At 72.2% G+C, this 24,786-nt stretch carries 28 protein-coding genes; 17 read left to right on the top strand and 11 right to left on the bottom strand.

Annotated elements, in window-relative coordinates; translation table 11 throughout:
* Positions 1 to 39: 39 nt before the first annotated feature.
* Genes VFV89_RS23570 through VFV89_RS23585 form a run of 4 tightly spaced genes read left to right on the top strand, consistent with a single transcriptional unit; the run spans position 40 to position 4,265 of the window.
* On the top strand, positions 40 to 840 hold the full coding sequence (locus VFV89_RS23570) for an SDR family oxidoreductase (RefSeq protein WP_329708434.1): 801 nt from the start codon (positions 40 to 42) through the stop codon (positions 838 to 840).
* The gene (locus VFV89_RS23575; protein ID WP_329708435.1) at positions 833 to 1,879 is read left to right on the top strand and encodes a phosphotransferase family protein; all 1,047 of its coding nucleotides are present in this window, start codon (positions 833 to 835) and stop codon (positions 1,877 to 1,879) included. Before VFV89_RS23570 ends, VFV89_RS23575 begins: the two co-directional genes overlap by 8 nt.
* Entirely contained in the window at positions 1,879 to 3,111 is a 1,233-nt protein-coding gene (locus VFV89_RS23580; RefSeq protein ID WP_329708436.1) for an acyl-CoA dehydrogenase family protein, read from the top strand. The genes VFV89_RS23575 and VFV89_RS23580 overlap by 1 nt, the downstream gene beginning before the upstream one ends.
* Positions 3,111 to 4,265, top strand: a complete 1,155-nt coding sequence (locus tag VFV89_RS23585; RefSeq protein WP_329708437.1) for an acyl-CoA dehydrogenase family protein — start codon at positions 3,111 to 3,113, stop codon at positions 4,263 to 4,265. Before VFV89_RS23580 ends, VFV89_RS23585 begins: the two co-directional genes overlap by 1 nt.
* 1 nt (position 4,266) lies before the next feature.
* Here the strand turns inward: VFV89_RS23585 and VFV89_RS23590 are convergent, their stop codons facing one another.
* Positions 4,267 to 4,671, bottom strand: coding sequence for a GFA family protein (locus tag VFV89_RS23590; RefSeq protein ID WP_329708438.1), 405 nt, complete (start codon positions 4,669 to 4,671; stop codon positions 4,267 to 4,269).
* Between the two features lie 38 nt (positions 4,672 to 4,709).
* Here VFV89_RS23590 and VFV89_RS23595 point away from each other — a divergent pair, with 38 nt between their 5' ends.
* Genes VFV89_RS23595 through VFV89_RS23605 form a run of 3 tightly spaced genes read left to right on the top strand, consistent with a single transcriptional unit; the run spans position 4,710 to position 5,972 of the window.
* Positions 4,710 to 4,964 carry a hypothetical protein gene (locus tag VFV89_RS23595; RefSeq protein WP_329708439.1) on the top strand — a complete coding sequence of 85 codons (255 nt, stop codon included), beginning with the start codon at positions 4,710 to 4,712 and terminating at the stop codon, positions 4,962 to 4,964.
* Positions 4,965 to 4,990: 26 nt separating this feature from the next.
* Entirely contained in the window at positions 4,991 to 5,482 is a 492-nt protein-coding gene (locus tag VFV89_RS23600) for a histidine phosphatase family protein (RefSeq protein ID WP_329708440.1), read from the top strand.
* Positions 5,483 to 5,498: 16 nt separating this feature from the next.
* Positions 5,499 to 5,972, top strand: a complete 474-nt coding sequence (locus VFV89_RS23605) for a GNAT family N-acetyltransferase (protein WP_329708441.1) — start codon at positions 5,499 to 5,501, stop codon at positions 5,970 to 5,972.
* A 12-nt stretch (positions 5,973 to 5,984) separates the two neighbouring features.
* Here VFV89_RS23605 and VFV89_RS23610 read toward each other — a convergent pair whose 3' ends face one another.
* Complete coding sequence (locus VFV89_RS23610; RefSeq protein WP_329708442.1) at positions 5,985 to 6,632, bottom strand: response regulator transcription factor; 648 nt, start codon at positions 6,630 to 6,632, stop codon at positions 5,985 to 5,987.
* Positions 6,629 to 8,323, bottom strand: a complete 1,695-nt coding sequence (locus VFV89_RS23615; RefSeq protein ID WP_329708443.1) for a histidine kinase — start codon at positions 8,321 to 8,323, stop codon at positions 6,629 to 6,631. The genes VFV89_RS23610 and VFV89_RS23615 overlap by 4 nt, the downstream gene beginning before the upstream one ends.
* Before the next feature lie 155 nt (positions 8,324 to 8,478).
* Between VFV89_RS23615 and VFV89_RS23620 the strand changes: the two genes are divergently transcribed.
* Both VFV89_RS23620 and VFV89_RS23625 read left to right on the top strand, forming a co-directional pair.
* Positions 8,479 to 9,156, top strand: coding sequence for a hypothetical protein (locus tag VFV89_RS23620; RefSeq protein ID WP_329708444.1), 678 nt, complete (start codon positions 8,479 to 8,481; stop codon positions 9,154 to 9,156).
* 43 nt (positions 9,157 to 9,199) lie between these two features.
* Complete coding sequence (locus tag VFV89_RS23625) at positions 9,200 to 10,486, top strand: MFS transporter (RefSeq protein ID WP_329708445.1); 1,287 nt, start codon at positions 9,200 to 9,202, stop codon at positions 10,484 to 10,486.
* Here the strand turns inward: VFV89_RS23625 and VFV89_RS23630 are convergent.
* Positions 10,483 to 11,703 carry a helix-turn-helix domain-containing protein gene (locus VFV89_RS23630; protein WP_329708446.1) on the bottom strand — a complete coding sequence of 407 codons (1,221 nt, stop codon included), beginning with the start codon at positions 11,701 to 11,703 and terminating at the stop codon, positions 10,483 to 10,485. The two genes, VFV89_RS23625 and VFV89_RS23630, sit on opposite strands and share 4 nt — an antisense overlap.
* Positions 11,704 to 11,831: 128 nt before the next feature.
* On the opposite strand from VFV89_RS23630, the gene VFV89_RS23635 reads away from it, so the two are divergent.
* The 5 genes from VFV89_RS23635 to VFV89_RS23655 all read left to right on the top strand — a co-directional run bounded on the left by VFV89_RS23635 (position 11,832) and on the right by VFV89_RS23655 (position 16,814).
* Positions 11,832 to 12,605: an ABC transporter ATP-binding protein gene (locus VFV89_RS23635; RefSeq protein ID WP_329708447.1), complete on the top strand. Its 774-nt coding sequence runs from the start codon at positions 11,832 to 11,834 to the stop codon at positions 12,603 to 12,605.
* Positions 12,606 to 12,769: 164 nt separating this feature from the next.
* A complete protein-coding gene (locus VFV89_RS23640; protein WP_349256875.1) occupies positions 12,770 to 13,474 on the top strand; it encodes an ABC transporter ATP-binding protein in 705 nt (234 codons plus the stop codon).
* 9 nt (positions 13,475 to 13,483) lie between these two features.
* Positions 13,484 to 14,362, top strand: a complete 879-nt coding sequence (locus VFV89_RS23645) for a branched-chain amino acid ABC transporter permease (RefSeq protein ID WP_329708449.1) — start codon at positions 13,484 to 13,486, stop codon at positions 14,360 to 14,362.
* Positions 14,362 to 15,489 (top strand): branched-chain amino acid ABC transporter permease, encoded by a 1,128-nt coding sequence (locus tag VFV89_RS23650; RefSeq protein ID WP_329708450.1) that lies wholly within the window; start codon positions 14,362 to 14,364, stop codon positions 15,487 to 15,489. The genes VFV89_RS23645 and VFV89_RS23650 overlap by 1 nt, the downstream gene beginning before the upstream one ends.
* Positions 15,486 to 16,814: an ABC transporter substrate-binding protein gene (locus tag VFV89_RS23655; RefSeq protein ID WP_329708451.1), complete on the top strand. Its 1,329-nt coding sequence runs from the start codon at positions 15,486 to 15,488 to the stop codon at positions 16,812 to 16,814. Before VFV89_RS23650 ends, VFV89_RS23655 begins: the two co-directional genes overlap by 4 nt.
* A 21-nt stretch (positions 16,815 to 16,835) precedes the next feature.
* Here VFV89_RS23655 and VFV89_RS23660 read toward each other — a convergent pair whose 3' ends face one another.
* Positions 16,836 to 17,324, bottom strand: a complete 489-nt coding sequence (locus tag VFV89_RS23660) for a MarR family winged helix-turn-helix transcriptional regulator (protein ID WP_329708452.1) — start codon at positions 17,322 to 17,324, stop codon at positions 16,836 to 16,838.
* A gap of 61 nt (positions 17,325 to 17,385) precedes the next feature.
* On the opposite strand from VFV89_RS23660, the gene VFV89_RS23665 reads away from it, so the two are divergent.
* The 3 genes from VFV89_RS23665 to VFV89_RS23675 are packed head-to-tail and all read left to right on the top strand — an operon-like array spanning position 17,386 to position 19,210.
* Entirely contained in the window at positions 17,386 to 17,796 is a 411-nt protein-coding gene (locus tag VFV89_RS23665; protein WP_329708453.1) for a nuclear transport factor 2 family protein, read from the top strand.
* A gap of 53 nt (positions 17,797 to 17,849) precedes the next feature.
* Complete coding sequence (locus VFV89_RS23670; protein ID WP_329708454.1) at positions 17,850 to 18,122, top strand: DUF7218 family protein; 273 nt, start codon at positions 17,850 to 17,852, stop codon at positions 18,120 to 18,122.
* 44 nt (positions 18,123 to 18,166) lie between these two features.
* Entirely contained in the window at positions 18,167 to 19,210 is a 1,044-nt protein-coding gene (locus VFV89_RS23675; protein ID WP_329708455.1) for a hypothetical protein, read from the top strand.
* A 4-nt stretch (positions 19,211 to 19,214) separates the two neighbouring features.
* Here VFV89_RS23675 and VFV89_RS23680 read toward each other — a convergent pair whose 3' ends face one another.
* From VFV89_RS23680 to truA, 6 genes are read right to left on the bottom strand one after another with little or no spacing between them, the layout of a single operon-like run.
* The gene (locus VFV89_RS23680) at positions 19,215 to 20,594 is read right to left on the bottom strand and encodes an aminotransferase class V-fold PLP-dependent enzyme (protein WP_329708456.1); all 1,380 of its coding nucleotides are present in this window, start codon (positions 20,592 to 20,594) and stop codon (positions 19,215 to 19,217) included.
* Between the two features lie 5 nt (positions 20,595 to 20,599).
* Complete coding sequence (locus VFV89_RS23685; protein WP_329708457.1) at positions 20,600 to 21,409, bottom strand: class I SAM-dependent methyltransferase; 810 nt, start codon at positions 21,407 to 21,409, stop codon at positions 20,600 to 20,602.
* Positions 21,410 to 21,449: 40 nt separating this feature from the next.
* A complete protein-coding gene (locus VFV89_RS23690; protein ID WP_329708458.1) occupies positions 21,450 to 22,442 on the bottom strand; it encodes a helix-turn-helix domain-containing protein in 993 nt (330 codons plus the stop codon).
* Positions 22,443 to 22,469: 27 nt separating this feature from the next.
* Positions 22,470 to 23,384 carry a hypothetical protein gene (locus VFV89_RS23695; protein WP_329708459.1) on the bottom strand — a complete coding sequence of 305 codons (915 nt, stop codon included), beginning with the start codon at positions 23,382 to 23,384 and terminating at the stop codon, positions 22,470 to 22,472.
* The gene (locus VFV89_RS23700; RefSeq protein WP_329708460.1) at positions 23,381 to 23,989 is read right to left on the bottom strand and encodes a class I SAM-dependent methyltransferase; all 609 of its coding nucleotides are present in this window, start codon (positions 23,987 to 23,989) and stop codon (positions 23,381 to 23,383) included. Before VFV89_RS23700 ends, VFV89_RS23695 begins: the two co-directional genes overlap by 4 nt.
* Positions 23,982 to 24,776: a tRNA pseudouridine(38-40) synthase TruA gene (gene truA / locus VFV89_RS23705; RefSeq protein WP_329708461.1), complete on the bottom strand. Its 795-nt coding sequence runs from the start codon at positions 24,774 to 24,776 to the stop codon at positions 23,982 to 23,984. Before truA ends, VFV89_RS23700 begins: the two co-directional genes overlap by 8 nt.
* Positions 24,777 to 24,786 lie beyond the last annotated feature (10 nt).

Genomic DNA, 24,786 nt, shown 5'->3' on the forward strand with positions numbered 1-24,786 from the left:
CGATGGTGTCAACCGTAGTTGACATGCCAGTGTGCTCCCATGACGAACCTGCGGGACGCCGGCGCGGTCGTCACCGGTGCCGGGCACGGGATCGGGAGGGCGCTCGCGAGCCGGCTGGTCGCCGAGGGCGCGCGGGTCGTGGTCAACGACCTCGACGAGGACGCCTGCAAAGCGGTGGCGCAGGAGCTCGGCGCGGCCGCGGTGCCGGGCGACTGCTCGTCCGACGCGGGGGTCCGATCGCTGATCGGCTCCGCGACCGAGACACTCGGCCGGATCGACGTCTACCTGGCGAACGCCGGCATCGACCGCACTCAGCCGGACAGTCTCCAGGCCTCCGACGAGGACTGGGCCCGGATGATCGACACCAACGTGATGGCGCACATCCGCGCCGCGCGGGTGCTGGTCCCGCGCTGGCTGGAGGACGGTCGCGGGGGCCGGTTCGTGGTGACGGCGAGTGCGGCCGGGCTCCTCACCATGATCGGCGCCGCGCCCTACTCGGTCACCAAGCACGCCGCTGTCGGCTTCGCCGAGTGGCTGTCGGTCACCTACGGGCACCGCGGGATCGCCGTCCAGGCCATCTGCCCCCAGGGCGTGCAGACCCGGATGCTCGAGCAGGCGGGCCCGCTCAAGGACCTGCTGACGCGGGACGCGGCGCTCACGCCCGAGGAGGTGGCGGACGCGTGGGTGGCGTCCCTGGACGAGGACAGGTTCCTGGTGCTGCCCCACCCCGAGGTGGCCGGCTACTACGCGGCCCGCGCGACGGACACCGACGCCTGGCTGGCCGGGATGCGGAGGCTGCAGGCCAAGGTCGACGAGCTGACGGGGGTCGGCCATGAGTGACGACGTCCCCGGCCTCGACCTCGGCCGGTTCCGCGCGTGGTACGACGCGCAGCGGCCCGGCGAGATCGACGGCGAGCTCCGCGCCGAGCTGGTCGCGGGCGGGAAGTCCAACCTGACCTACCAGGTCACCGACGGCACCCGCTGGTGGATCGTGCGCCGGCCGCCGCTCGGGCACGTCCAGGCCACTGCCCACGACATGGGCCGCGAGTACACCGCGATGTCCGCGCTGGCCGGCACCGACGTACCCGTCCCCCGCACCTACGCGCACTGCGACGACCCCGATGTCCTGGGTGCGCCGTTCTACGTCATGGAGAAGGTCGAGGGCCGTGCCTACCGGCGGGCCCGTGAGCTGGACGAGCTCGGGGCCGAGCGCGCGAGCAAGATCGCGGGCCGGCTCGTCGAGGTCCTGGCGAGGCTGCACGCCGTCGACCCCGCCGCCGTGGGGCTGCACGAGTTCGGTCGGCCGGACGGGTTCCTGGCGCGGCAGGTCCGCAGGTGGGGCAAGCAGCTCGAGGGCTCCAGGACCCGTGAGCACCCGGACGCCGACGAGCTGCACCGGCGGCTCACCGAGAAGGTGGCCGAGGTGGCCGGTGACCCGTCGGTCGTCGGGGTCGTGCACGGCGACTACCGGCTCGACAACTGCCTGGTCGGCGGCGACGGGCGGGGCGGCGACGAGATCAACGCCGTGGTCGACTGGGAGATGGCCACCCTCGGCGACACCCGGACCGACCTGGCGCTGATGTTGGTCTACGAGACGCTCGGTGCCACCGCCGGCGGCGACCTCGTGTCCGACGTGGCCAGGGCGCAGGGGTGGCCCACCAACGAGCAGCAGCTCGCGGCGTACACCTCGGCCAGCGGACGGGAGCCCGGCAACATGGGCTTCCATCTCGCGCTCGCCTACTTCAAGCTCGCCGTGATCCTGGAGGGGATCCACTACCGCTACCTCCAGGGGCAGACGGTCGGCGAGGGGTTCGACCGGATCGGCGAGGGGTTCGACCTGATCATCGCCGCCGGGCTGCACGCAATGGAGGACAGCTGATGGACTTCGCACTCGACGCCCGCACCCAGGAGCTGCAGGAGCAGCTGCTCGACTTCATGACCACGCGGATCGAGCCGTCCGAGCAGGTCTTCCGCGACCAGCTCGAGGCGATGGAGGACCGGTTCGCGTGGTCGACCGCGCCGGTGCTGCAGGAGCTGCGGGCCGAGGCCCGCGAGCGCGGGCTGTGGAACCTCTTCCTGCCCGGGGAGGAGTACGGCGCGGGGCTGACCAACCTCCAGTACGCCCCGCTGGCCGAGATCACCGGCCGCAGCGGTCACCTCGCGCCGCCGGCCCTCAACTGTGCGGCTCCGGACACCGGCAACATGGAGGTGCTGGCGATGTTCGGCAGCCCCGTGCAGAAGGAGCGCTGGCTCGCCCCGCTGCTCGACGGCACCATCCGCTCGGCGTTCGCGATGACCGAGCCCGACGTCGCCTCGTCCGACGCCACCAACATCGAGACCTCGATCGTTCGTGACGGCGACGAGTACGTCATCAACGGCCGCAAGTGGTGGATCACCGGGGCGATGAACCCCGAGTGCGAGATCTTCATCGTGATGGGCAAGACCGACCCGTCGGCCGACCGGCACAAGCAGCAGTCGATGGTGCTGGTCCCCCGCGACACCCCCGGGCTCACCGTCGTCCGTCCGATGACCGTGCTCGGCTACGACGACCACGAGCACGGCGGCCACGCCGAGCTGCGCTTCGAGGACGTCCGGGTCCCGGCGACCAACCTCGTGGCCGAGGAGGGGCTCGGCTTCGCCATCGCCCAGGCCAGGCTCGGTCCCGGACGGATCCACCACTGCATGCGGGCGATCGGCGTGGCCGAGAAGGCCATCGAGCTGATGTGCGACCGGGTCGAGAGCCGCGTCGCCTTCGGCAAGCCGCTGGCCCGCCAGGGCGTCATCCGCGAGTGGATCGCCGAGGCGCGGGTCTCCGTCGAGCAGCTGCGACTGCTCGTGCTCAAGACCGCCTGGCTGATGGACACCGTCGGCAACCGCGGCGCCCACACCGAGATCCAGGCGATCAAGATCGCGACACCCAAGGTGGTCCAGGAGATCCTCGACCGCGCCATCCAGGTCCACGGCGCCGGCGGGCTCTCCCAGGACTTTCCCCTCGCGGCGTCGTACGCCGCGGTCCGGACGCTCCGCTTCGCCGACGGCCCGGACGAGGTGCACAAGGCGTCGCTGGCGCGGGCCGAGCTGGCCCGCCAGGCGGCCGGGAAGGACAGCTGATGGTCGACCTCTCGCTCACCGAGGAGCAGGAGTCGTTCCGGTCGCTCGCCCGCGACTTCCTCGAGAAGGAGGCCGTTCCCCACCGCGTCGAGTGGGACCGGGCCGAGTCGGTCGACCTCGGGATCATCCCGAAGATGGCCGAGATCGGCTTCTTCGGGCTCACCATCCCCGAGGAGTACGGCGGCCTGGGCGGCGACTACGTCACCTACGCCATCGGCATGGAGGAGCTCGGCCGTGCCGACTCCGCGCTCCGCGGGATCGTCTCGGTGTCCAACGGACTGGTCGGCAAGTCGATCCTCGGCTTCGGCACCGAGGAGCAGAAGCACGAGTGGCTGCCCGGCATCGCGAGCGCCGAGAAGCTCGGCTGCTTCGGGCTCACCGAGCCGGGTACCGGCTCCGACGCCGGCAACCTCACCTCCCGGGCCACGCGGGACGGCACCGACTACGTCCTCAACGGTCAGAAGCTGTTCATCACCAACGGCACCTGGGCGCAGGTGGCGCTGGTCTTCGCCCGCACGTCGGACGACGGGCCGCGGGGGGTGACGGCGTTCCTCGTGCCGACCGACACCGAGGGCTTCGAGGCGCGCGAGATCAAGGGCAAGCTCGGGCTGCGCGGCCAGGCCACCGCCGAGCTGTTCCTCGAGGACGTCCGGCTGCCCGAGTCGGCCAGGCTGGGCGAGGAGGGCCAGGGCTTCAAGATCGCGATGTCCTCCCTCGACAAGGGGCGGGTGTCGGTGGCGGCCGGCTGCGTCGGGCTCGTGCAGGCCTGCCTGGAGTCGTCGGTCGACTACGCCAAGAGCCGCACCCAGTTCGGCCGCGAGATCGCGGGCTTCCAGCTCGTGCAGGAGATGATCGCCGACATCTCGCTCGACGCCGACGCGGCCAGGCTCCTCGTCTGGCGCGCCGCCGACCTCATCGACCGCGGCCTCGACTTCCGCGTGGCCGCCTCCAAGGCCAAGCTCTACGCCTCCGAGGCCGCGGTGCGCGCCGCCAACCACTGCATCCAGGTCTACGGCGGTGCGGGCTACGTCGATGAGTACCCCGCCGCGAAGTACCTCCGCGACGCCCGCGTCATGACGCTCTACGAGGGCACCAGCCAGGTGCAGAAGCTGCTGATCGGCCGCGCCGAGACCGGCGTCTCGGCGTTCGTGTGAGCTACTCGGTCTCGCGCTCCGGCAGGTCCGGGCGCTCGAAGTAGTCGCTGGCCTCGCCGACCCACCACGCCTCGACGGTGCGCAGGCCGGTGGGCGGGTCCAGCGTCCCTGCGCAGATCGAGAGCCGGTCCGGCGAGCTGGTCGCCGCCCAGAACAGCGACGACCCGCACCGGCCGCAGAAGGCGTACGCCGCCTCGTCGACAGGCTGGAACCACGTCAGGTGACCTTCGACATCGGTGATCTCGACGTCCTCGACCCGGGCGCTGCTCGCCGCCATGAAATGACCGGTGAACCGCCGGCAGCGGTGGCAGTGACAGTCGACGACGTCGCGCAGCGGACCGCGGACGTCGTACGTCACGGCCCCGCACAGGCACTGACCACTGGCCCGCCGCTGGTCGTCGTCCACGGGCGGAGACTAGATCGAGCCGGGAGTAGCGTGCAGCCATGCGCGGTGATCGCGTGGAGATCGTCATCGACGCGGGCGACGAGGTCCGCACCTATGACATCGTCGCCACCCGCAACGGCCGCCGCGTGGAGGTCGAGACCGGCCGCGGACTGGTCACCGTGACCGAGGTGACCCGGTCCGGCAACCCGGTCCGCACGGCGCGCTTCATGGCGAGCCGGGTGCTGGCGCTCGTGGAGCACCCCGCCGCGGACGCGCGTACGTCTGGAGAGGCAGCTGCCGCGCTTCCGGGCTGAGGCAGCCCCTACCCGATCGGGACCCGATGTCTGAGCGCACCCTGATCCTGCTCCGGCACGCGAAGTCGGACTGGTCCGGCGGCGAGGCCGACATCGACCGGCCCCTGGCGAACCGCGGCCGCCGTCAGGCGCCCGAGACCGGGAGATGGCTGGCCAGCAACGTCAACCGGATCGACCTCGCGGTCGTCTCGCCCGCCAGCCGTGCTCGAAGCACCTGGGAGCTCGTCTCGGCCGAGCTCGCCGTGCGCCCTCCGACGCTGGTCGACGACCGCGTGTACGCCGCGTCGGACCACGAGCTCCTCGCTGTCGTGCGGGAGCTCTCCGACGACGTCCGGACAGCAGTCGTGGTCGGTCACAACCCCGGGCTCGAGGACCTGGTCGCGCGCCTGACCGGTCAGTGGGCACCGATGCCGACCTCGGCAGCTGCCGTGATCGCCGTCCCGGGCTCGTGGTCGTCCGCAGGACGTCACCCGGCGGTGCTCCGTGCGTCCGGGCGGCCGCCGGCCCGTCGGTCGTGATCCCTAGCGTGGCCCCATGAGCATCAGCCTGCGGAGCGTCGAGGACGCCGACCTCGACCACATCTTCGAGTGGCAGCGAGATCCCACTGCTGTCGCGATGGCGGCGTTCACGAGTCGCGACCCGTCCGACCGTGACGCCTTCGACGCTCACTACCGGCGCATCCGCGCCGACCCGGACTGCACGCTGCTCGCGATCGACGACGACGGTGTCCTCGTGGGCACGATCGGCAGCTTCACGATGGAGGGTCAGCGCGAGGTCACCTACTGGATCGACCCGTCGCAGTGGGGTCGCGGGCTGGCCTCGGCGGCCCTCGAAGCGCTCCTCCGGATCGAGCCGGCGCGGCCGCTGTTCGGTCGGGTCGCCTCGCACAACATCGGCTCCGCCACGGTGCTCGCCCGTGCGGGTTTCGTCCACATCGGGTCCGAGACAGCCCATGCCGACGGCGTCAGAAGGGACGTGGTCGAGCACAGTTACCGTCTCGACCGCTAGTCGCCGGTCCGGTCAGGAGACCAGCCCCGACTGGTAGGCGACGATCACGGCCTGGACCCGGTCGCGCAGTCCCAGCTTCATCAGGATGCGCGCCACGTGGGTCTTGACCGTGGTCTCGCCGATCCAGAGGTCGCGCGCGATCTCGGCGTTCGAGAGCCCGCTCGCGATGCGCTGGAGCACCTCCACCTCGCGAGGGGTCAGCGCGGAGAGCGACTCCGGACCGGCGCCCGGCAGACCGGTGCGGGTGAAGCGGTCGACGAGCCTGCCCACAACGGCGGGGGCGAGCACGTTGTCGGCTCCGGAGGCGGCGCGCCGTACGGCGTGCACGATCTCGTCCCCGGCCATGTCCTTGAGCAAGAACCCGGACGCTCCCGCGCGCAGTGCCTGGTAGACGTACTCGTCGAGGTCGAAGGTGGTCAACATCAGCACCCGCGTCGGTGCGTCGAGCGCGAGGATCCGCCCCAGGGCGGCCAGGCCGTCCTCCCCGGGCATCCGGATGTCGAGCAGGAGCACGTCGGGGCGGCACTCGGCCACGAGCCGGACCGCCGTGTCGGCGTCGGCGCCCTCACCCGCCACGAGGAGATCGGGCTCGGTCTCGAGGATCATGCGGACCCCACCCCGGACGAGGTCCTGGTCGTCGACGACGGCCACCGAGATCATCCGACGACCACCCCGGCGAAGCTCGCCCGCAGCTCGAAGCCGCCGTCCTGCCGCTGCTCCCAGGCCAGCCGTCCGCCGACGTCCTCGATCCGCCGCTGCATGCCGGCCAGGCCCACGGCGGTGCTGGGCTCGCCGGGCCGGGCGCCCGGCCCGTTTCGCACCACGAGGGCAACCGCTCCGTCCCGGTTGCCCAGCCGAACCTCCGCGGCGGCGCCCGGGGCGTGGCGGAGCACGTTGGTCAGCGCCTCCTGGAGCACCCGATAGACGACCCGGCGCAGCGCCGGTGGGACGCACGACTCGTCCAGCTCCGCGGCCAGCTGCAGCCCGGCAGCGCGGGCGCCGTCCACCAGCCCGGCGAGGTCGTCGCCGCCGGCGAAGCCGGAGCGCAGGTCCGTGCGTGCAGCCGCGGCGACCTGCGCGACCGTGGCCAGCACCTCGCGGGTGCGCTCGGGTCGGGCGTCGCACCATCGCCGGGCCGCCTCGGCCTGGAGGGTGATGGCGGTCAACGCGTGGCCGACGGAGTCGTGGAGCTCGTGGGCAGCGGTCGCCCGCTCCTCGAGCCGGGCCCGTTCCACCTCGCCGCGCTGCAGCTCGGCCAGCTCCGCCGTCGTATGCCGCAGCCTGGCAGCCAGCCGCGCCTGGCTGCCCGTCAACCAGCCGGCGAGCCACGCCAGCACGGCGAACACCGCGATCCCGGGGGCGTCGTCGGGGCCGTACGCAGCAGCGACCCCGGCCAGGCACACCCCCAGCGCCACGATTGCGGGGCGCAGCCGCAGGAGGGCACCACCGGTGAACGCGAGCGCGACGGCGACGACCGCGCCGACGATGCCATGGGCCAGCGGGTCGAGCAGCCGGCCCCCGACGACCACGGCGGTCCAGGCCACCACCTCGGCGCCGAGGACGACGACCGGCGTCGGCGGGCGCGCGTCGACGTCTGGTGCCGGGTCCGCCCGCTCGGGGAGCGGCTGGCTGAGCCCCACGACGACCGTCCGGGTGCGGGCCAGCAATTCCCGCGCCTCGGCCTCGACCCTGGCGGCCGTGTCCGGACCACCGCTCAACGCCAGGTCCTCGAGCCGCCCCAGCCCGGCGCTCAGCATCGCCTCCAAGGCATGGCCCAGCCGCAGCGACTCCGCCGCCCGGGCGGCCGCCAGCCGGTCGTGGTGCGCCGCGGCCAGCAGCGCCTCCTGGTGGCGCAGCCGGGACACCAGGAGGCGGTGGCCCCGGACGAGCCGGCCGGCCGCGACGGGCAACCCGACGACGAGCAGCGAGAAGAACGCCAGCCCGCTGGCCAGCGAGTTGCCCCCCGGCTCGAGCAGGTCCTCGACCACGACGATCAGGACGGGCTGCCAGCAGCCGGCCAGCAGCTGTCGGGTGTCCGCATGGGCGCCGAGCGAGTACATCATCACCACGAGCGCGAAGATCGCCACGAACGCACCGGAGTCCTGGCCGTCCCCGTCGTCCAGAGCATGCTGCACGACGACCGCCAGGCAGTTGGCCGCGGTGAACACGGTGACCGCGAGCAACGGATGCGTCCGGCGCACGACGAGGACGAGCATCAGGCACGCCCCCGGCACCGCCAGCCACAGCCGACCGTCCCTCCGCCACGCGAACTCGACGGCCGCGGCCAGCACGAAGCCCAGCGCCAGGGCGGTGTCCGCCGATGGCAGGAGCCGCGTGCTTCGCGCTGACACGGCTGGGACGGTACGCCGCGACCCGGGCCTCGCGGGTCCTCCTTCAGGAGGACTCCGCAGGGCCACGAAGGTCCCGTCGGGCGACGGACGCGCAGTGCGGCTGCCGGTTCCTAACGTCGAGGTCACGACCTGACCCACGACACGGGAGGAACCGCATGACGACCCTCGCGACACCGCAGACCGAGGTGCCGGACCGCACCAGCATCCAGCTGAACCGGCTGACCGGGCTGGGAGGCCTCGCCTTCATCGCGACAGCCTTCGTCACGCTCGGCGGCGAGTTCTTCTCCGACGACACCCCGAAGGAGGTCGTTGCATGGGTGCAGGCACACCCCACCCAGATCGCGGTCAACGGGCTCCAGATCGGTCTGCAGATGTGCGTCATGGCGCTCGTGCTCGGCCGCCTGGTCTGGCTGAGCGGTGACCGCGGCGCCCTCCGGACCATCGCGCTCGGTGCCATCGTTGCCAACGTGGGCGTCGCGTGGGCCGAGGTCGGGACCTACTTCGGCCTCGCCGACGCGGGACAGCGCGGCGGTGGTGACGGAGCGGTGATGGCGCTGTTCAGCCTGGTCCGCCAGATGACGTTCTGCGACGGCTTCCTGTTCGGGGTCTCGGCCGCCGTGGCGTCGGCGCTCTGTCTGCGCGCCTCGGTGCTGCCGCGGACGGTCGCCTGGCTCGGCGTGCTCCTGGGCGTCTTCAAGGTGGTGGAGCTGCCGGTGCAGCTGGCCGCCACGGGGACCCCGGACGGTGTCACCGGACCGGTCGGCACGGTCCTGCTCCTGGTCTGGCTGCTGGCCACGTCGGTCACGCTGCTGGTGCGCCCGCGCCGGGGATAATCCACGCGACGACGGCCGAGGGCGGCGGGTACGGTTCGTCTCGATGTCGAGAGACCTGCCAGCCGCCGTGCTCCGGATCGCCGGACCCACCCCGCTGGTCAGGCGGCTCTCGACCCAGTCGGTCCTGTCGGCCTTCGGCGACGGCGTCTTCCTCACCGGCAGCGCGGTCTTCTTCACCCAGATCGTCGGGCTCTCCGCCTCGCAGGTCGGCCTCGGCCTGACCATCACCGGCATCGTGACGTTCGTCCTCGCCGTACCACTCGGCAAGCTCAGCGACCGGCTCGGCGCCAAGCGGGTGTGGGCCGCAGCCTCGGCGGTCGAGGCGGTGCTCTACCTCGCGTGGCTCGAGGTCGGCGGCTGGATCGGCTTCGTGGCGGTGATGATCGCGATCCAGGTGGTGAGCAGCGCGAGCCGCTCGGCCCGCAACGCCTACCGGTTCGACGTCTTCCCACGCGAGCAACGGGTGTCGTCCAACGCGTACTTCCGCGCGGCGCGCAACGTCGGCTACACCCTCGGCGCCCTGCTGGCCGGTGTCGCACTGGCCACCAACAGCGACGACGTGGTCCGGCTGGTCCCGGTGGCCACGGCCGCGCTTCTGCTGGCCAACGCGACGCTCGTGGCCCGGCTGCCCCGGACCACCCAGCACGCCGAGGAGGAGGCTGCGCTCGAGGCCGCGCTCGGCGACCGGAGCAGGACCAGCGCGATGCGCAACCGCGGCTTCCTGGTCATGTCGATCCTGGGCGGCGTGCTGGGCACCCACCAGGTCCTGCTCAACGTGGTGATCCCGCTCTGGCTGGTGGAGGAGACCGATGCGCCGCGGGTGCTGCTCGCCTGGCTGTTCGGCACCAACACGGTGCTGGCCGTGCTCCTCCAGGTGGCGGCCGCGCGCGGTGTCGTCACGGTGGAGGACTCCCTGCGGGCGATCCGTCGGGGCGCGGCGTTCTTCGTCCTCTCCTGCGGCATCGTGATGGTCACCCACGACACCATCGGCTGGGTCACCATCGTCCTGGTCTGGGTCGGCCACGTCACCGTGACCGGCGCCGAGCTGTTCGACTCCGCGGGCGAGTGGGGGCTGCAGGCAGAGCTGTCCGACCCGGCGCGGCGCGGCGAGTACCAAGGCGTCACCCAGCTCGGCTACACCCTCGGCTCGGTGTGGGCCCCGGCGGTCTACACCTTCCTGGCGATGGACTGGGGCACGCCGGGCTGGATCGTCATCGCCGCGATCATCGTCGCCGCGGCCGTGGCCATCCACCCGGCCGCCCGCGCGGCCGAGCGGCACCTGGCCCACGACGCCGAGCCGGCCCTGGCCGACCAGGCGCGGGCCGACTAGGAGCTGGCGGTCACCTGGTGGCGAGCCAGGAGGCCGAGCCCCAGCAGCATCCGGTCCCGTGCGTCGCCGAGGCTGCGCCCGGTCAGCTCCTCGATCTGCCGGGCCCGGTAGATCACCGTGTTGCGGTGGCAGAACAGCGACTCGGCAGCGTGCTTGGCGGAGCCGTTGTGCTCGAGCAGGGCGCTCAGGGTCTGCACGAGCACCTCGGCCACGTGCGGGGGCTGGGCCAGGATCGGCGCCAGTGTCTCGTGCACGAGCAGCGCGGTGACCTCCGGGCTGGCCGCCAGCAGCACCTCCGGCAGCCGCTGCGAGACCGCCACCGCCCTACGCTCGTCGCGCGGCACCGTCTCGGCGGCACGGCTGGCGAGCTGGAAGGCCGTCGCGAAGCCGGTCACGCCGTCGTGTGAGGTCGCGACCCCGACCCGGCCGATCGCGTGGGGCTGCAGCAGCCGCACCAGCTCCTCGACGTCCGGCAGCTCGCCGGCGAGCAGCCCGAACGAGACCCCGCCCCGCACGTGCCAGTGCGAGACGATCCCGTGCCGGCCGAGCCGCTCGCCCGGCGGGGTCAGCGGCTCGTCCAGAGAGCCGTCGTAGGGCGCCACCACGCAGGCCACCTGCATCTCGGCGCCGATCCCGAGCACCTCGCGGGCCTCCGCGGCGAACGCCGGGTCCGTCCCACGGCCCTCGACCAGGGCGTCGAGCGTGCTCTGCTGCCGCTGCAGGTCCCGGCGCTGGAGCCGCACGCTCTCCCGGCGGTAGGCGTCGATGAAGACGGCGTTCTGCACGTCGAGGGCCGACCAGACGCGCTGGCCGGCCACCAGCAGCACCTGGTCGTCGAGCCTCCCGCGCTCCCCCTGGGCCAGCAGCGCCTCCCACAGCACCCGGGTGCCCAGCGTGTAGGCGTTGAGCACCAGCTCCATCGCGATCCCCTGCCGGGCCCGCCGCCGGCCGGTCTCCCGCCACAGCTGGGCGGTCACGTGGGTGGCACCTTCCAGGCCGGCCATCGCCTCGATACCGCGGCGGATGTGCTCGCGGGTGCTGGCCCGGACGTCGGCCTTGAACTCCGGGCCGGCCCGCTCGTAGACCTCCGCGTCCTTCTCGAGCAGCGCCAGCGAGATGCTGTCGGCGATCTCGTCGGCCTGGTCCAGCAGGGTCAGCCAGGCGGCGGCGACCCGGGCGTCGAGGTCCCGCTCCGGCGTGTCGGCCGGCGCACGCATGTCTCGCACGATGGCACTTGAGCACAGGGATGACCAGACCCTCTCGCGGGACCGTGGCTCAAAGCCCCATCGATGTTGGGCGCAGAGCCCATCGCGAGCCACTGTGCGCCGACACCAAAGTGTTTGACGTGGGGACCTCGACGCGGAGTCTGGAGCTCCAGGACGTGAGCGTCCGGTTCGGGGGGATCGCGGCGCTCTCGGAGGTCTCACTGACTGCCCGGCCCGGCCGGGTGCTCGGGGTGATCGGGCCGAACGGAGCCGGCAAGACAACGCTGTTCAACGTCGCCTGCGGCTTCGTCCGTCCCGATTCCGGGACCATCACGTGGGGCGGGTGCGAGCTGCGCGGCCTGCGTCCGCACCAGCTGGCCGGCCTCGGCATCGGGCGCACGCTCCAGGGGCTCGGCCTCTTCGACCGGATGACCGTCCTCGAGAACGTGCTGGTGGGCTGCGACGTGGACGCCCGGGCCGGCTTCGTGGCCGGCCTGCTCGGACTGCGGCGCTCGTGGCGGGAAGAGGAGCGGCTGCGCGAGCGAGCCCTGGCCGTCCTCGACGAGCTCGGCGTCGCGGCGTACGCCGACCGCCACCCGGGCGCGCTCCCCTATGCGAGCCGCAAGCGGGTGGCGCTGGCCCGGGCCCTGGTCTGCGAGCCCGAGCTGGTGATGCTGGACGAGCCGGCCAGCGGCCTGTCCGACGCCGAGCTGGACGACCTCGCCGGATTGCTGCGCCGGCTGACCGACCGGATGTCGGTGATGCTGGTGGAACACCACGTCGATCTGGTCATGTCGGTCTGCGACGACATCACCGTCCTCGACTTCGGCAAGGTCATCGCCTCGGGCGCGCCGGACGACGTGCGCGACGACCCCGCCGTCCTCGCCGCCTACCTGGGTGAGGCCGTGGATTAGGCCATGACTCCCGCCACTGCGACCTGCTGCGCGGCGCCCCACGGGCGCTCCGCGGCGTTGCCGTCGCCTGCACGACAACCCCGGTACGGCTTCACTCCGGCGCCTTGCGGAGCATCCCGTGGATGCGCCGCTCGCGACGCCCGCAGGTCGGGAGACCTGGCCTGATGCTGACCCTCTCGGGAGTCTCCGCGTCGTACGGCGCAGTCCGTGCGCTGCACGACGTCGGCTTCACCGCTCCCGAGGGCAAGGTGACCGCGGTGCTCGGTGCCAACGGCGCGGGCAAGACCACGCTGCTCCGGACCATCTCCGGGCTGGTCCGCGCGGACTCCGGCAGCGTCCGGTTCGGCGACCGCGAGCTGACCAGGACCTCGACGGAGCGGTTGCCCGGCCTGGGGCTCGCGCACGTGCCCGAGGGCCGCGGTGTGATCACCGAGCTCACGGTCGAGGAGAACCTCCGCCTCGGCGGGCTCGGCCGCGACAACCGGGTCCGGCCCGAGCGGCTGGACCGGGTGTTCTCGCTGTTCCCGATGCTCGAGGAGCGGCGTGGCGCCACCGCCCACGTGCTCTCGGGCGGCGAGCGGCAGATGCTCGTGATCGGCCGGGCGCTGATGGCCTCGCCCGCCCTGCTGCTGCTCGACGAGCCCTCCCTCGGCCTCGCGCCGCGGGTGGTGGCCCAGATCTTCGACCTGCTCGGCGGGCTGGTCGCCGACGACGGCCTGACCGTCGTCCTGGTCGAGCAGAACGCCCGCAGCGCCCTCTCCATCGCGCACCGCGCGGTCGTGCTGAGCCTCGGGCGGGTCGTCGTCGACGAGCCGGCCGACGTCCTGGCCCGCGACGACCAGCTCCGCCACGCCTACCTGGGGTTCTGAGAGGTCGCCGTGCAGCAGTTCGTCAACACCTTGCTCGGGGGCATCACCCTCGGGATGGTCTACGCCGCGTTCGCGCTGGCGCTGGTGCTGATCTGGCGATCGACCCGGGTGGTCAACTTCGCGCAGGCGCCGATGGCGATGGTGACGACGTTCATCGCGCTCGAGCTCATCGAGCACGGCCAGTCCTACTGGCTCGCCTTCGTCGTCGCCCTGGTCAGCGGGGCCGTGCTGGGCGCGGTCGTGGAGCGCGTGGTGGTCCGGCCCGTCGAGGGCGGCCCGGAGCTGAATGCGGTGATCTTGACCCTCGGGCTCTTCATCGTGCTGCACGCGGCGGCCGAGGTGGTCTTCGGCAACCGCTACCGCTCCTTCCCCGCGGCGTTCGGCATCCGCGGCATGAAGGTCGGCGACACGACGATCGCGCTGACCGGCTTCGGGATCTTCACGATCCTGGCGGTGCTCGCGGTCATGGCGCTGCTCGTGCTGCTGTTCCGCTTCACCGACCTCGGCCTCAAGATGCGCGCCGCCGCGTTCAACCAGGAGGTGGCCCGGCTGCTCGGCGTACGCGTGGGCCGGCTGCTCACGCTCGGCTGGGCGCTGGCCGCGGTCGTCGGGTCGCTGTCCGGGCTGCTCATCGCGGGCGGCAGCCTGGTCTCACCGAGCTACATGGACACGGTCGTCGTCTACGGCTTCGTGGCGGCCGTGCTGGGCGGGCTGGACAGCCCGGTGGGCGCGGTGGTCGGCGGGTTGTCGCTGGGCATCGCGCTCAGCTTCGTGTCCGGGTACGTCGGCTCGCAGCTGGTCGCCCTCGCCGCCCTGGCGATCCTGATGGCGGTCCTTTTCCTGCGGCCGGACGGGCTGTTCGCCCCGGCCCGCGAGAGGCGGGTGTGATGCGCAGGCTGGCCGCCGCAGCGTGGCGGATCACGCTGACCCGACACCTGGTGACCGCGGCAGCCGGCCTGCTCGTCCTGGTCGTGGTGATGGAGTCGGTGGACGACTTCCGGGCCGTGCAGCTGACCGAGATGGCCTACCTCGGCATCGCCGCCGGCGGGCTCACCCTCCTGACCGGCCTGAACGGACAGATCTCGCTCGGCCACGGCGCGCTGATGGCCGTAGGCGCCTACACCACCGCGCTGCTGGTCTCCGACGACCCGGTCGTGCCGCTCGTCGTGGCGATCGTGCTCGCGACGGCGGCCACCACCGCGGTCGGCGTCCTCATCGGTGCGGCGGCGGCCCGGTTGCGCGGCCCCTACCTCGCCGGCGCCACCCTCGCGCTCGCGGTGGCGCTGCCCGGCCTCGCCCTGCACTTCAAGGGCACCCTGGGCGGCGAGCAGGGGCTTCGGCTGCGGGTCCCGGAGACGCCCGGATGGGTGCTGGAGACCGCCTTCTTCATCACCGGGCACGACCTCACCCGGAGCAAGTACGTCGCCTACATCGCCTGGCTCACCCTCGTCGTGGTCTACCTGCTGCTGGCCAACCTCGCCCGCAGCCGCGTCGGGCGCCGCTGGCGGGCCGTGCGCGACGACGAGGTCGCCGCCGAGCTCGCCGGGATCCACCTCGGCCGGGCCCGGGTGTCGGCGTTCGTCGTCAGCGCGGCCGCGGCCGGGGCGGCCGGCTCGGTGATGGCACTGGCCGTCCGGCTGACCGCACCCACCGGGTTCACCCTCACGCTCAGCCTGGGGCTGCTGACCGCGGTCGTGCTGGGCGGGCTGGGCAGCCTGACCGGCGCACTTGTGGGCGCGGCCCTGCTCACCTTCCTCCCGTCGGTGATCACCGATGCGGGCACGTCGATGGGGCTCGACGACATCGCGGCGGCCGAACTCGCGCCGCTGGTCTACGGCGTGGTGCTCGTGCTCGTGATCCTGCTCGCCCCGCGTGGCCTCGTCGGAGGCATCGAGGCCGGCTGGCGCCGGCTGCGGCACCACCGGCACCCCGTCGTACCCCCGGGCTCCATCACCACCTCGGACGCCGCTCCCTCGCGTGCGCCCGTCGCCACCTCGAAGGGAGACAGCAGATGAACACACGCACGCGGAGGCTGGTCGCGACGACCAGCGTCGTCGCGCTCGCCGTCCTGGCCGGTGCCTGCGGTGCCGGTGGGAAGGACGACGACGACAAGAGCGGCGGTGGGTCCGCCGAGGTCGGGGTCACCGACGACTCGATCACGATCGGCGGCACCTTCCCGCTGACCGGGGTGGCAGCCCCCGGCTACAGCGAGATCCCGACCGGGGCCCAGGCGTACTTCGACTACGTCAACGCCAACGGCGGCGTCAACGGGCGCAAGATCACCTTCCTGGTCAAGGACGACGGCTACGACCCCACCAAGACCAGCAGCCTCACCGACGAGCTGGTGCTCAAGGACAAGGTGTTCGCGACCCTCGGGTCACTCGGGACACCGACGCACAACGCCGTCGTCGACCAGCTGAACGACGACGAGGTGCCGGACCTGTTCGTCTCGTCCGGCGCGCTGGCCTGGGGCGACGACCCGGGCTCGCACCCCTTCACCTTCGGCTGGCAGCCGGACTACGAGATCGAGGGCAAGATCATCGGGCAGTGGGTATCGGAGAACATGCCGGACGCCAAGGTCGGCCTCTTCCTCCAGGACGACGACTTCGGCGCGGATGCCGAGAAGGGCGTGCGGGAGTACATCGACTCCCAGGTCGTCGAGACCCAGCGCTACACCTCGGGCAACACCGACGTCGGCCCGCAGATCGCCGCGTTGCAGGCCAGCGGCGCCGACCTCGTGCTGTCGTTCAGCACTCCGGCCTACACCGCACTCGGGCAGCTGGTCTCGCTCAAGCTCGGCTACACGCCGAAGTGGTACGTCTCCAACGTCGGCTCCGACCCCAACCTCGTGGGCGCGCTGCTCGACCAGTTCTCGAAGGGTGCGGTCCCGGGCTCGGCGTCCTCGCTGAACGGCGTGATGACCTCGGAGTACATCCCGGGCATCGACCAGCCCGACAACCCGTGGGTGCAGCTGTGGAAGAAGGTGTGGGACCAGTACGGCAAGGACGGTGAGCTGAGCAACTACCGGATCTACGGGATGTCCTTCGCCTACACCTTCGTCCAGGCGCTGCAGGCCGCCGGGAAGGACCTGACCCGCGACGGCCTGGTGAAGGCGATCGAGGACAAGGGCGCCGACTTCGCCGGACCCAACCTCGCGCCGTACCGCTACTCCTCCGACAGCCACTTCGGCATCTCGGGGATGGAGATCGTCGAGCTCGAGGACGGCGTGGGCAAGCCGCTCACCGACGTCCTGACCACCGACGTCGGGGACGCGGACATCGCCCCGGACGACTCCGGCCAGGCCGACGACGCTCCCCCGGCCAGCGGGATGCCGGAGTAGCACCACCCCCGCGCCGTGCCGCTACGGCTCGGTGGGTGGCGGTACGGCGCGCTGGGCGACCGGCGTCCAGAGGTCCAGCACGTCGAAGAGGACCGCGAGCACGTCCTTGGCGTGCTCGATGCGTTCGCGGCCGGCGCGCCGGAGGACCTTCCGCTCGAGGTCGGCTCGGATCGCCCGGGTGGCCTCGACCATCCGGCGGCCCCGGTCGGTCAGCCGCACCGCCCGCCGGCGCTGGTCGCCCACGACCGACACCCGCTCGGCGTACCCGAGCCGCTCGAGGTCGAGCACCTGCTTGGAGGCGCCTTGCTGGGTCATGCCCAGCTGGGTCGCCAGCAGCGTGATCGTGGGCTCGCCGGCCAGCAGCCGCTGCACGACGTAGCCGTGCGAGACCTTCACCCCCTCGAATCCCTGCTGGGCCAGCCGCTCCACCACCACGTCGTTGAGGGCGGGCGCCACGATTCCGATATAGGTCAGAAGGTCGAGGTCCAGCACCCGCGGGTCGTCGGTCACATCGCCATAGTTACACAACCCCGGTTGTGCTTCGCCAAAAACACAACTATGGTTGTGCAACATGCGTAGTGAACACGAATCCCTGGTCCGCAACCTCCTCGACGCGATCGCCCGCGACGTCCCGGCCGAGGAGGTGGCGGCGTACTGGCACCCTGAGGCCGAGCAGATCGAGTACCCCAGCGTCATGCGCCCGCGCGGCCACACCCGCGGTCTGGCCGAGATGCTCGACGGCTACCAGGCCGGCTCCGGACTGCTCCGGCAGCAGCGCTACGACGTGCGCAACGTCGTCGACGACGGCGCGCAGGTGGCCGTGCAGCTGACCTGGACGGCGACCACGGCGCTCGACGCCGGCCCGCTCCCAGCCGGCAGCGAGCTGGTCGCGCACGTGGCGATCTTCTACGAGTTCCGGGACGGGCGGATCCTGCGTCAGAGCTCCTACGACTGCTACGAGCCGGTGCCTGCGCTGGCCTGAGGTCACCCGTCCGGGTGACGGATGGGCCATGGGGCGCCGGGTACCGGCATGGCATGCCTGGCAGGAAGTCACCCGGTCCCAGTGTCAAGGACAAGGAGCTCTACGAAGAGCTCCGCGACGAGGGCAACAGCAAGGAGAAGTCCGCGCGGATCGCCAACGCGGCGGCCGGATCGAGCCGGAAGTCCGTCGGCCGCAAGGGCGGCAGGTCCGAGGCCTACGACGACTGGACCGTCGACGACCTGCGCAAGCGAGCGGGCCAGATCGGCATCGAGGGCCGGTCGAGGATGAACAAGTCCGAGCTCGTCAAGGCGCTGCGCAACCACTGACCGCCCCTCCTCAACCGGCAGCGGACCGCCCTAGAGTCACGAGGGTGACCTCGACACCGTCCTCACTGCCGATCCTGCCGACCTCGCTGGTGGGCAGCTATGCCCAGCCCGACTGGCTGATCGACCGGGCCAAGCTCGCCGGCCGGTTCCCGCCTCGGGTCCGTGCGAAGGAGCTCTGGCGGGTCGAGCCCGAGCACCTCGCCCAGGCGCAGGACGACGCCACGCTCCTGGCCATCCGCGCCCAGGAGGAGGCTGGGCTCGACATCATCACCGATGGCGAGATGCGGCGGGAGTCCTACAGCAACCACTTCGCCACGGCGCTCGAGGGCGTCGACATCGACAACCCGGGCACGGCCCTGGACCGCAGCGGGCATCCCAACCCGGTGCCGCGGATCGCCGGCCCGATCGTGCGGCCCCAGCCGGTCGGCGTCCGCGACGTGGAGTTCCTCAAGGCCCACACCGACCACACGGTCAAGATGACCGTGCCGGGCCCCTTCACGATGTCGCAGCAGGCCCAGAACGACTATTACCCCGACCTCGAGTCGGCCGCGCTGGCGTACGCCGCCGCGGTCAACGCCGAGATCAAGGACCTGCACGCCGCCGGCGCCGACCTGGTCCAGATCGACGAGCCGTACATGCAGGCCCGGCCCCAGGCGGCCCGCGACTACGGCGTCACCGCACTCAACGCCGCGCTCGACGGGGTCACCGGCACCACCGCGGTGCACATCTGCTTCGGGTACGCCGCGATCATCCACGAGCGGCCCGAGGGCTACTCGTTCCTGCCCGAGCTCGCCGGCTGCCCGGCCGACCAGATCTCGATCGAGACCGCGCAGTCGGGCCTGGACCTCGGCGTGCTGAAGGACCTCAGCGAGAAGCACGTCATCCTGGGCGTCATCAACCTCGACGACCACGAGGTGGAGTCCGCCGACCTCGTCGCCGACCGGGTGCGCCGAGCGTTTCCCTACGCCCCACCGGAGCGGATCACGATCGCCACCGACTGCGGCATGAAGTACCTCCCCCGCGCCAGCGCGGAGGGCAAGATGCGCGCCATGGCCGGCGCGGCCGAGATCCTGCGCGAAGAGCTGTAGCCAGCTACCGCCGCAGGCGGTCGCTCATCCGGCGTACGGCGTCCATCGCCCGGGTCACGTCGTCGCGGGTGTTGTAGGCCGCGAAGCTCACCCGGCAGCTCGCGGGCGGGTCCAGGCCGAGGTCGCGGTGAGCCAGGGTCGCGCAGTGGCAGCCGGCCCGGGCCTCGACACCCTCGCGTCCCAGGGCCCCGGCCAGCGCGAAGGGGTCGACGCCGGCCACGTTGAACGCGAGCAGCGGCGAGCGCGGCAGGCCGGGCCCCGGGCCGTACCAGGTCAACCCGTCGACCGCCATCGCCTCGCACAGCGCCAGCTCGGCGAGCTCGGCGGTGTGCTGTCGGACCAGCTCCATCGTCCGCGCAACGATCGAGGGCGGGAGCGGCGCCGAGGAGCCGAACCAGCACCTTGACCGGTCCACCCCGACCATGTCGACCAGGAGCCGCAGCGCGTGGGCGGAGACGATCACGCCCAGGATGTTGGGGGTCCCGGCGGCGTACTTCCAGGGCAGGTCGTTGTACTCCACCCGGTCGGGCGACACCCGGCCCGTGGCGATCATGTCGCCGCCGTAGAGGAACGGCCGGGACCGCGCCAGCAGCGCCTCCTTGGCGTAGAGGACGCCGACCCCGAACGGCGCCAGCACCTTGTGGCAGGAGAACGCCAGATAGTCGACGTCGAGTCGCTGCACGTCGACGTGGCTGGAGGGCACCAGCTGGGCGGCGTCGACGAGCAGGAGTGATCCCGAGCCGCCGTCGTCGCGGACGTAGCCGCTGCCGGAGGCGATCGACCGGATCGTCTCGAGCGGCGGCTTGGTGCCCAGGAAGTTCGAGGCCCCGGTGACGCACACGAGCTTGGTCCTGTGGTCGACGAGGCTGGCGAGGTGGTCCACGTCCAGCTCGCCGCTCCGGTGGTCGAACCTGGCGACGCGGCACTCGACGCGCCGCCCGAAGCGAGGGAGGATCTCGCGGCACATTGCCCACCACGGCACGAAGTTGGAGTTGTGCTCGACCAGCGTGGTGACCACGTTGTCGCCGTCGCGGAAGTCCGTCAGCAGCGAGTACATCACCGCGTTGACCGCCTCGGTCGTGTTGCGGTAGGTCGCGATCGTGCGCCTGCTCGGTGCGTTGAGCCACTGGGCGAAGATGTCGTAGGACTCCTCGAACAGCGCCGTCATCCGCTGCGAGGCCACCGACTGGCCGCGGTGCACGTTCTCGTAGCCCTCCGTCAGCCTCGTCAGCAGGGCGGCCAGCTCCCGAGGCGGCTGCGTGCTCGCCGCGTTGTTGGTGACGATCCGCCCCCGGGCGGGGAAGTCGAAGTGCGACCTGAGCCGGTCCACGTCGAAGGAGTGGATCCCGTGCGGCGTCCGCTCGTCGCGCAGACCGGGCCTCATCGGATTCAGGGCTTGTCCGGATCGCGCCGTCCCCACCCGCTGACCATCAGCGGCGGGAGGTAGTGGAAGCCGGCCTCCGCGGTGGCGGCGAGGAACCAGTCGACGTCCTCGGCGCTCGCCTCGCCGCTCGCGACGATCCGCCCGGCGAGCTGCTCGACGCTGCCCCTCGTCCACTGCTCGTTGCCGCCGGACACCACCGGGGCGTGGAGCTCCGCGGCGACCCCCGCCAGGCCGGCATCGGTCAGCACGTCGACGAGCCGCCGGCCGTACGAGGGGTCCGCGCCGATCGCGCAGAAGACGTCGGCCACGGCGAGGTAGATCCGCTCCACGGCGCCGCGCTGCGCTTCGGGGACGTTGGCGTACGCCGCGAGCAGGCCCGCCGTCACCCCGCCGAAGTCCGTCTCCTCGATCAGCAGCCAGCCGCCGGGACGCAAGGCAGCCGCCAGCCGCTTGACCACGAGGTCCCGATCAGCCAGGTGCTCCACCACCGCCCGGGCGTGGATCAGGTCGAAGGCGGCCTCGTCGAGCGGGTCGCTGACGATGTCATGGGTGCGGACCTCGAGGTTCGTCCGGCCGTGCCCGTCGAGATGCCGGATGTCGATGTCGGTGGCGAGCACGTGGCCCCTCTCGCCGACCCGGTCGGCCAGCCACCGCGCGATGCCGCCCGCGCCGCCACCGACCTCCAGGCAGCGCCACCCGGTCGTGAGGCCGAGACCGTCCAATAGCCGGCGGGACGCGCCGTCGTACACCACCTCGAGCGCGGTGAGCCGGCCCTGTTCCTGCTGCCACGCCTGGTCGAATGCGTAGGTACTCATGGCGGCAAGGATCGGCTGCCAGCGCCGCCCTGTCGTTGGGCTAGCGCGCAGAGGTGTTGGCAAGGAGTGCAGACCTGCGGTACTCCGCGGGCGGTATGCCGTGGGCGGCGCGGAACGCGCGGCTGAACTCCGCGGCGCTGGTGAAGCCCCAGGTGGCCGCGATGGCTGCCACCGGGCGGGACGCCAGTGCCGGGTCGGCGAGGTCGCGGCGACACCGCTCCAGCCGTCGCTGCCTGATGTAGCCGGCCACCGTCAGCCCCTCGTCGTGGAAGAGCTGGTGCAGCGAACGCAGGGAGATGTGATGGGCTGCCGCGACGTCGCGCGGCGCCAGCTCGGCATCTCCGAGGTGCTGGTGGATGAAGGCCTGCACGGTGGTGAGCAAGGCATGGCGGCGGGCCTCGGGGGTGCCCCACGTGTCGAGCTCCAGCTCGTGCGCCAACCGGGTCGCCAGGACCTCGAGCGCGGCGGTCGACAGCCGCGCCGCCTCGGCCGGGTTGTAGTGGTCGACGTTGCTGGCCAGCTGCAGCAGGAACTGCGAGGTCAGGTCGCCCAGACCCGTCGTGGCCGAGAAGGTCGTCGCGGTCAGCCCGGGCAGCTGCTTGCGCGAGAGCGGCAGCAGCGACGGCGGGAACATGAAGGTCAGCAGCCGGGCGGGCCGCACCTGGTCGACCGCGCAGTCGACCTGGTAGGGCCGGCGGGTGTCGTAGAGAGCGAACTCGCCCGCGGAGATCCGCGCCTGCCGGCCGTCCTGCGTGACCACGGTGGAGCCCTCCCCACACGCCAGGATCATCTTGAGCAGGTTCGGGTCCTCCTGCTCGATCAACGCGGGCGTCCGGGAGACCGTGATCGGCATCACGTCCATGACCACGACCTGCAGCGGGCCCAGACCGCTGGCCCGGAAGACTCCCCAGTAGTCCTCCCCGCCCGCGAGCGCGCGGCACTCCATGGGTACCCACGTCGCCGCGGTGATCTCCCGAACGTAGTCGAGACGGTCGCCGACGGGAACGTCATCGGTGCGGATCAGCGTGCTCATGGAAATCTCCGGCCCCGCACGCTCAGGCTACTCGGGGCGGCCGTCCAGGAACATCCGCAACCGGGTCCGGGTGTGGTCGTCGCCGCTGACGTCGGGCTGGTTGAGCGCCCGGCACACCCAGCCCAGCCGCAGCGCGGCCGGGACGGCCTCGCGCAGCCCCGGGCGGTCCGGGGCGTAGCGCGCCAGGTAGGTCGCGACGTAGGGCTCGATGTCCTCGGAGTCCTCGACGTCGTCGAGGCCCCATGCCACCCCGCCCTCGAGCGAGACCGACAGGGTGAAGAACGGGTGAGAGATGACCGCGTCGCCCCAGTCCATGATCAGGTTGCGGCCGTCCTTCACGAACACCTGCCCGTCGTGCAGGTCGTCGTGCTGCAGCGTCTCGGAGACGCCGTAGGACGCGAGCTCGTCGACGAGGTCGCGGACGTGGGCCGTGGCGGAGACGAACCGCGGCTCGACGTCGATCCGCTGGACGAGCTCGGCGTAGCGGTCGACGAGGGTCGCCAGCCGGTGGTCGGGGACGCCGGCCGCCAGCAGGTCGTCGACGTCCGGCTCGAGGGCGCGGGCCACGTCGGCCGCCCCTTCGAGCACGTCGTGCCAGCGCCCCAGGCTCTGCTCCTCGACGACCACCTCCCGCAGCCGCTCCCCCGCGTCGCCCATCAGCATCCAGCCCCGGTCGAGGTCCCGGGCCAGCAGCGGCGGGACCCGCGCGGGCACCCGGTCGGAGACCCGGTCGACGACCAGCACCTCGTGCACGAAGGCGGCCGCGTTCGCCTTGAACCACACCGGCCCCTCTGAGGTGGCCACCCGGAGGACGGTCGACCACGAGCGCACGTGCGGCTGTTGCACCTCGCCGGTGCGGACGAGGTCGAGCCGCGCGAGCTGGCCGTCGACCCACGCGACGGCCTCGGTCAGGAAGGCCGGGTCCTCCCACACCTCGGTCATGAGCGCCGAGTCTCGAGCACGCGGAACCCCTTGGCACTTGCGACACGCTCGGTCGGGTAGCCCTGCTCGTCCAGCCACCGTTGCAGCGAGTCACCCCCGAGGTTCTTGCCGACCACCATGACCGCACGCCCGCCGGGCACCAGCCGCGCCAGCCAGGTGAGCAGCAGCTCGTGCAGCGCCGCCTTGCCGACCCGGATCGGCGGGTTCGACCAGATCTCGTCGTACGTCGCGTCGGCGGGCACCGAGGCCGGGGTCAGGGCCCGGAACCGCTCGGCGACGCCGAGTGAGGCGGCGTTGTCGTTGGCCAGCAGCACCGCTCGCTCGTTGACGTCGACGCCGGTCACCGTCGCACCCGGTACGGCGCGCGCGACGGCCAGCCCGATCGCGCCGTACCCGCACCCCAGGTCGAGGATCCGCCCGCCCTCGGGCGGTTCGGTCTCGCGGAACAGCACGGCCGTCCCGGCGTCGAGGCGGCCCCGGGCGAAGACGCCCGAACCGGAGTCGATCGAGAGCGAGTGGCCCCAGGCCGAGAACGTGACCGGCTCGCGGCGGAACGGCACCGACGGGTCGGCGGAGAAGTAGTGGTCGTCGGACGGGTCAGCCACGTCGCGCCCTCGTGATCTCCACCCGAGCAGCGAGCTCGGCGTCCGGTGGGTAGCCGATCTCCTCCAGGGTCAGCCCGTGGGCCGGCGCTACCGCGACGGCCGAGTCGCGCACCGCGGCGTCGAGCACCCCGGCGGCCCACTCGACCGGCCGGCGGCCCTCGCCGACGGCCAGCAGGCAGCCGACCAGCGAGCGCACCATCGAGTGGCAGAACGCATCGGCGCGCACGTGCGCCACGAGCAGCCCGTCCGGCTCCCGGGACCAGGTCAGGTCGAGCAGCGTGCGGATGGTGGTCGCCCCCTCACGCTGCTTGCAGAACGCCGCGAAGTCGTGCTCGCCCACGAGGGCCAGGGCCGCGGCGTTCATCAGCCCTTCGTCGACCGGCCGCGGCCACGCCAGGACGAACGTGCGCCGCAGCGGGTCGGCGAGCGAGGGCCGGTCGGCCACCCGGTAGGCGTAGCGCCGCCACAGCGCGGAGAACCGGGCGTCGAAGCCTGCGGGCGCCTCCGAAGCGTGCAGCACGCGGACGTCCTCGGCGAGCACCCCGTTGACCCGGCGGGCCAGCCGCTCACAGCCCTCCGGCAGCTCCTCGAGGTCGGTGTGCACGACCTGGCCGCGCGCGTGGACCCCGGTGTCGGTCCGCCCGGCGCAGGTCAGGCTCACCTCCGGCACCCGCAGCACGGTCGCCAGCGCCGCGGAGAGCTCACCCTCGACGGTCCGCAGCCCCGGCTGGGCTGCCCAGCCGTGGAAGCCGGAGCCGTCGTAGGCGACGTCGAGGCGGATCCGCACCCGGAGATCT

Source organism: Nocardioides sp., from assembly GCF_036274455.1.
GTDB lineage: Bacteria > Actinomycetota > Actinomycetes > Propionibacteriales > Nocardioidaceae > Nocardioides.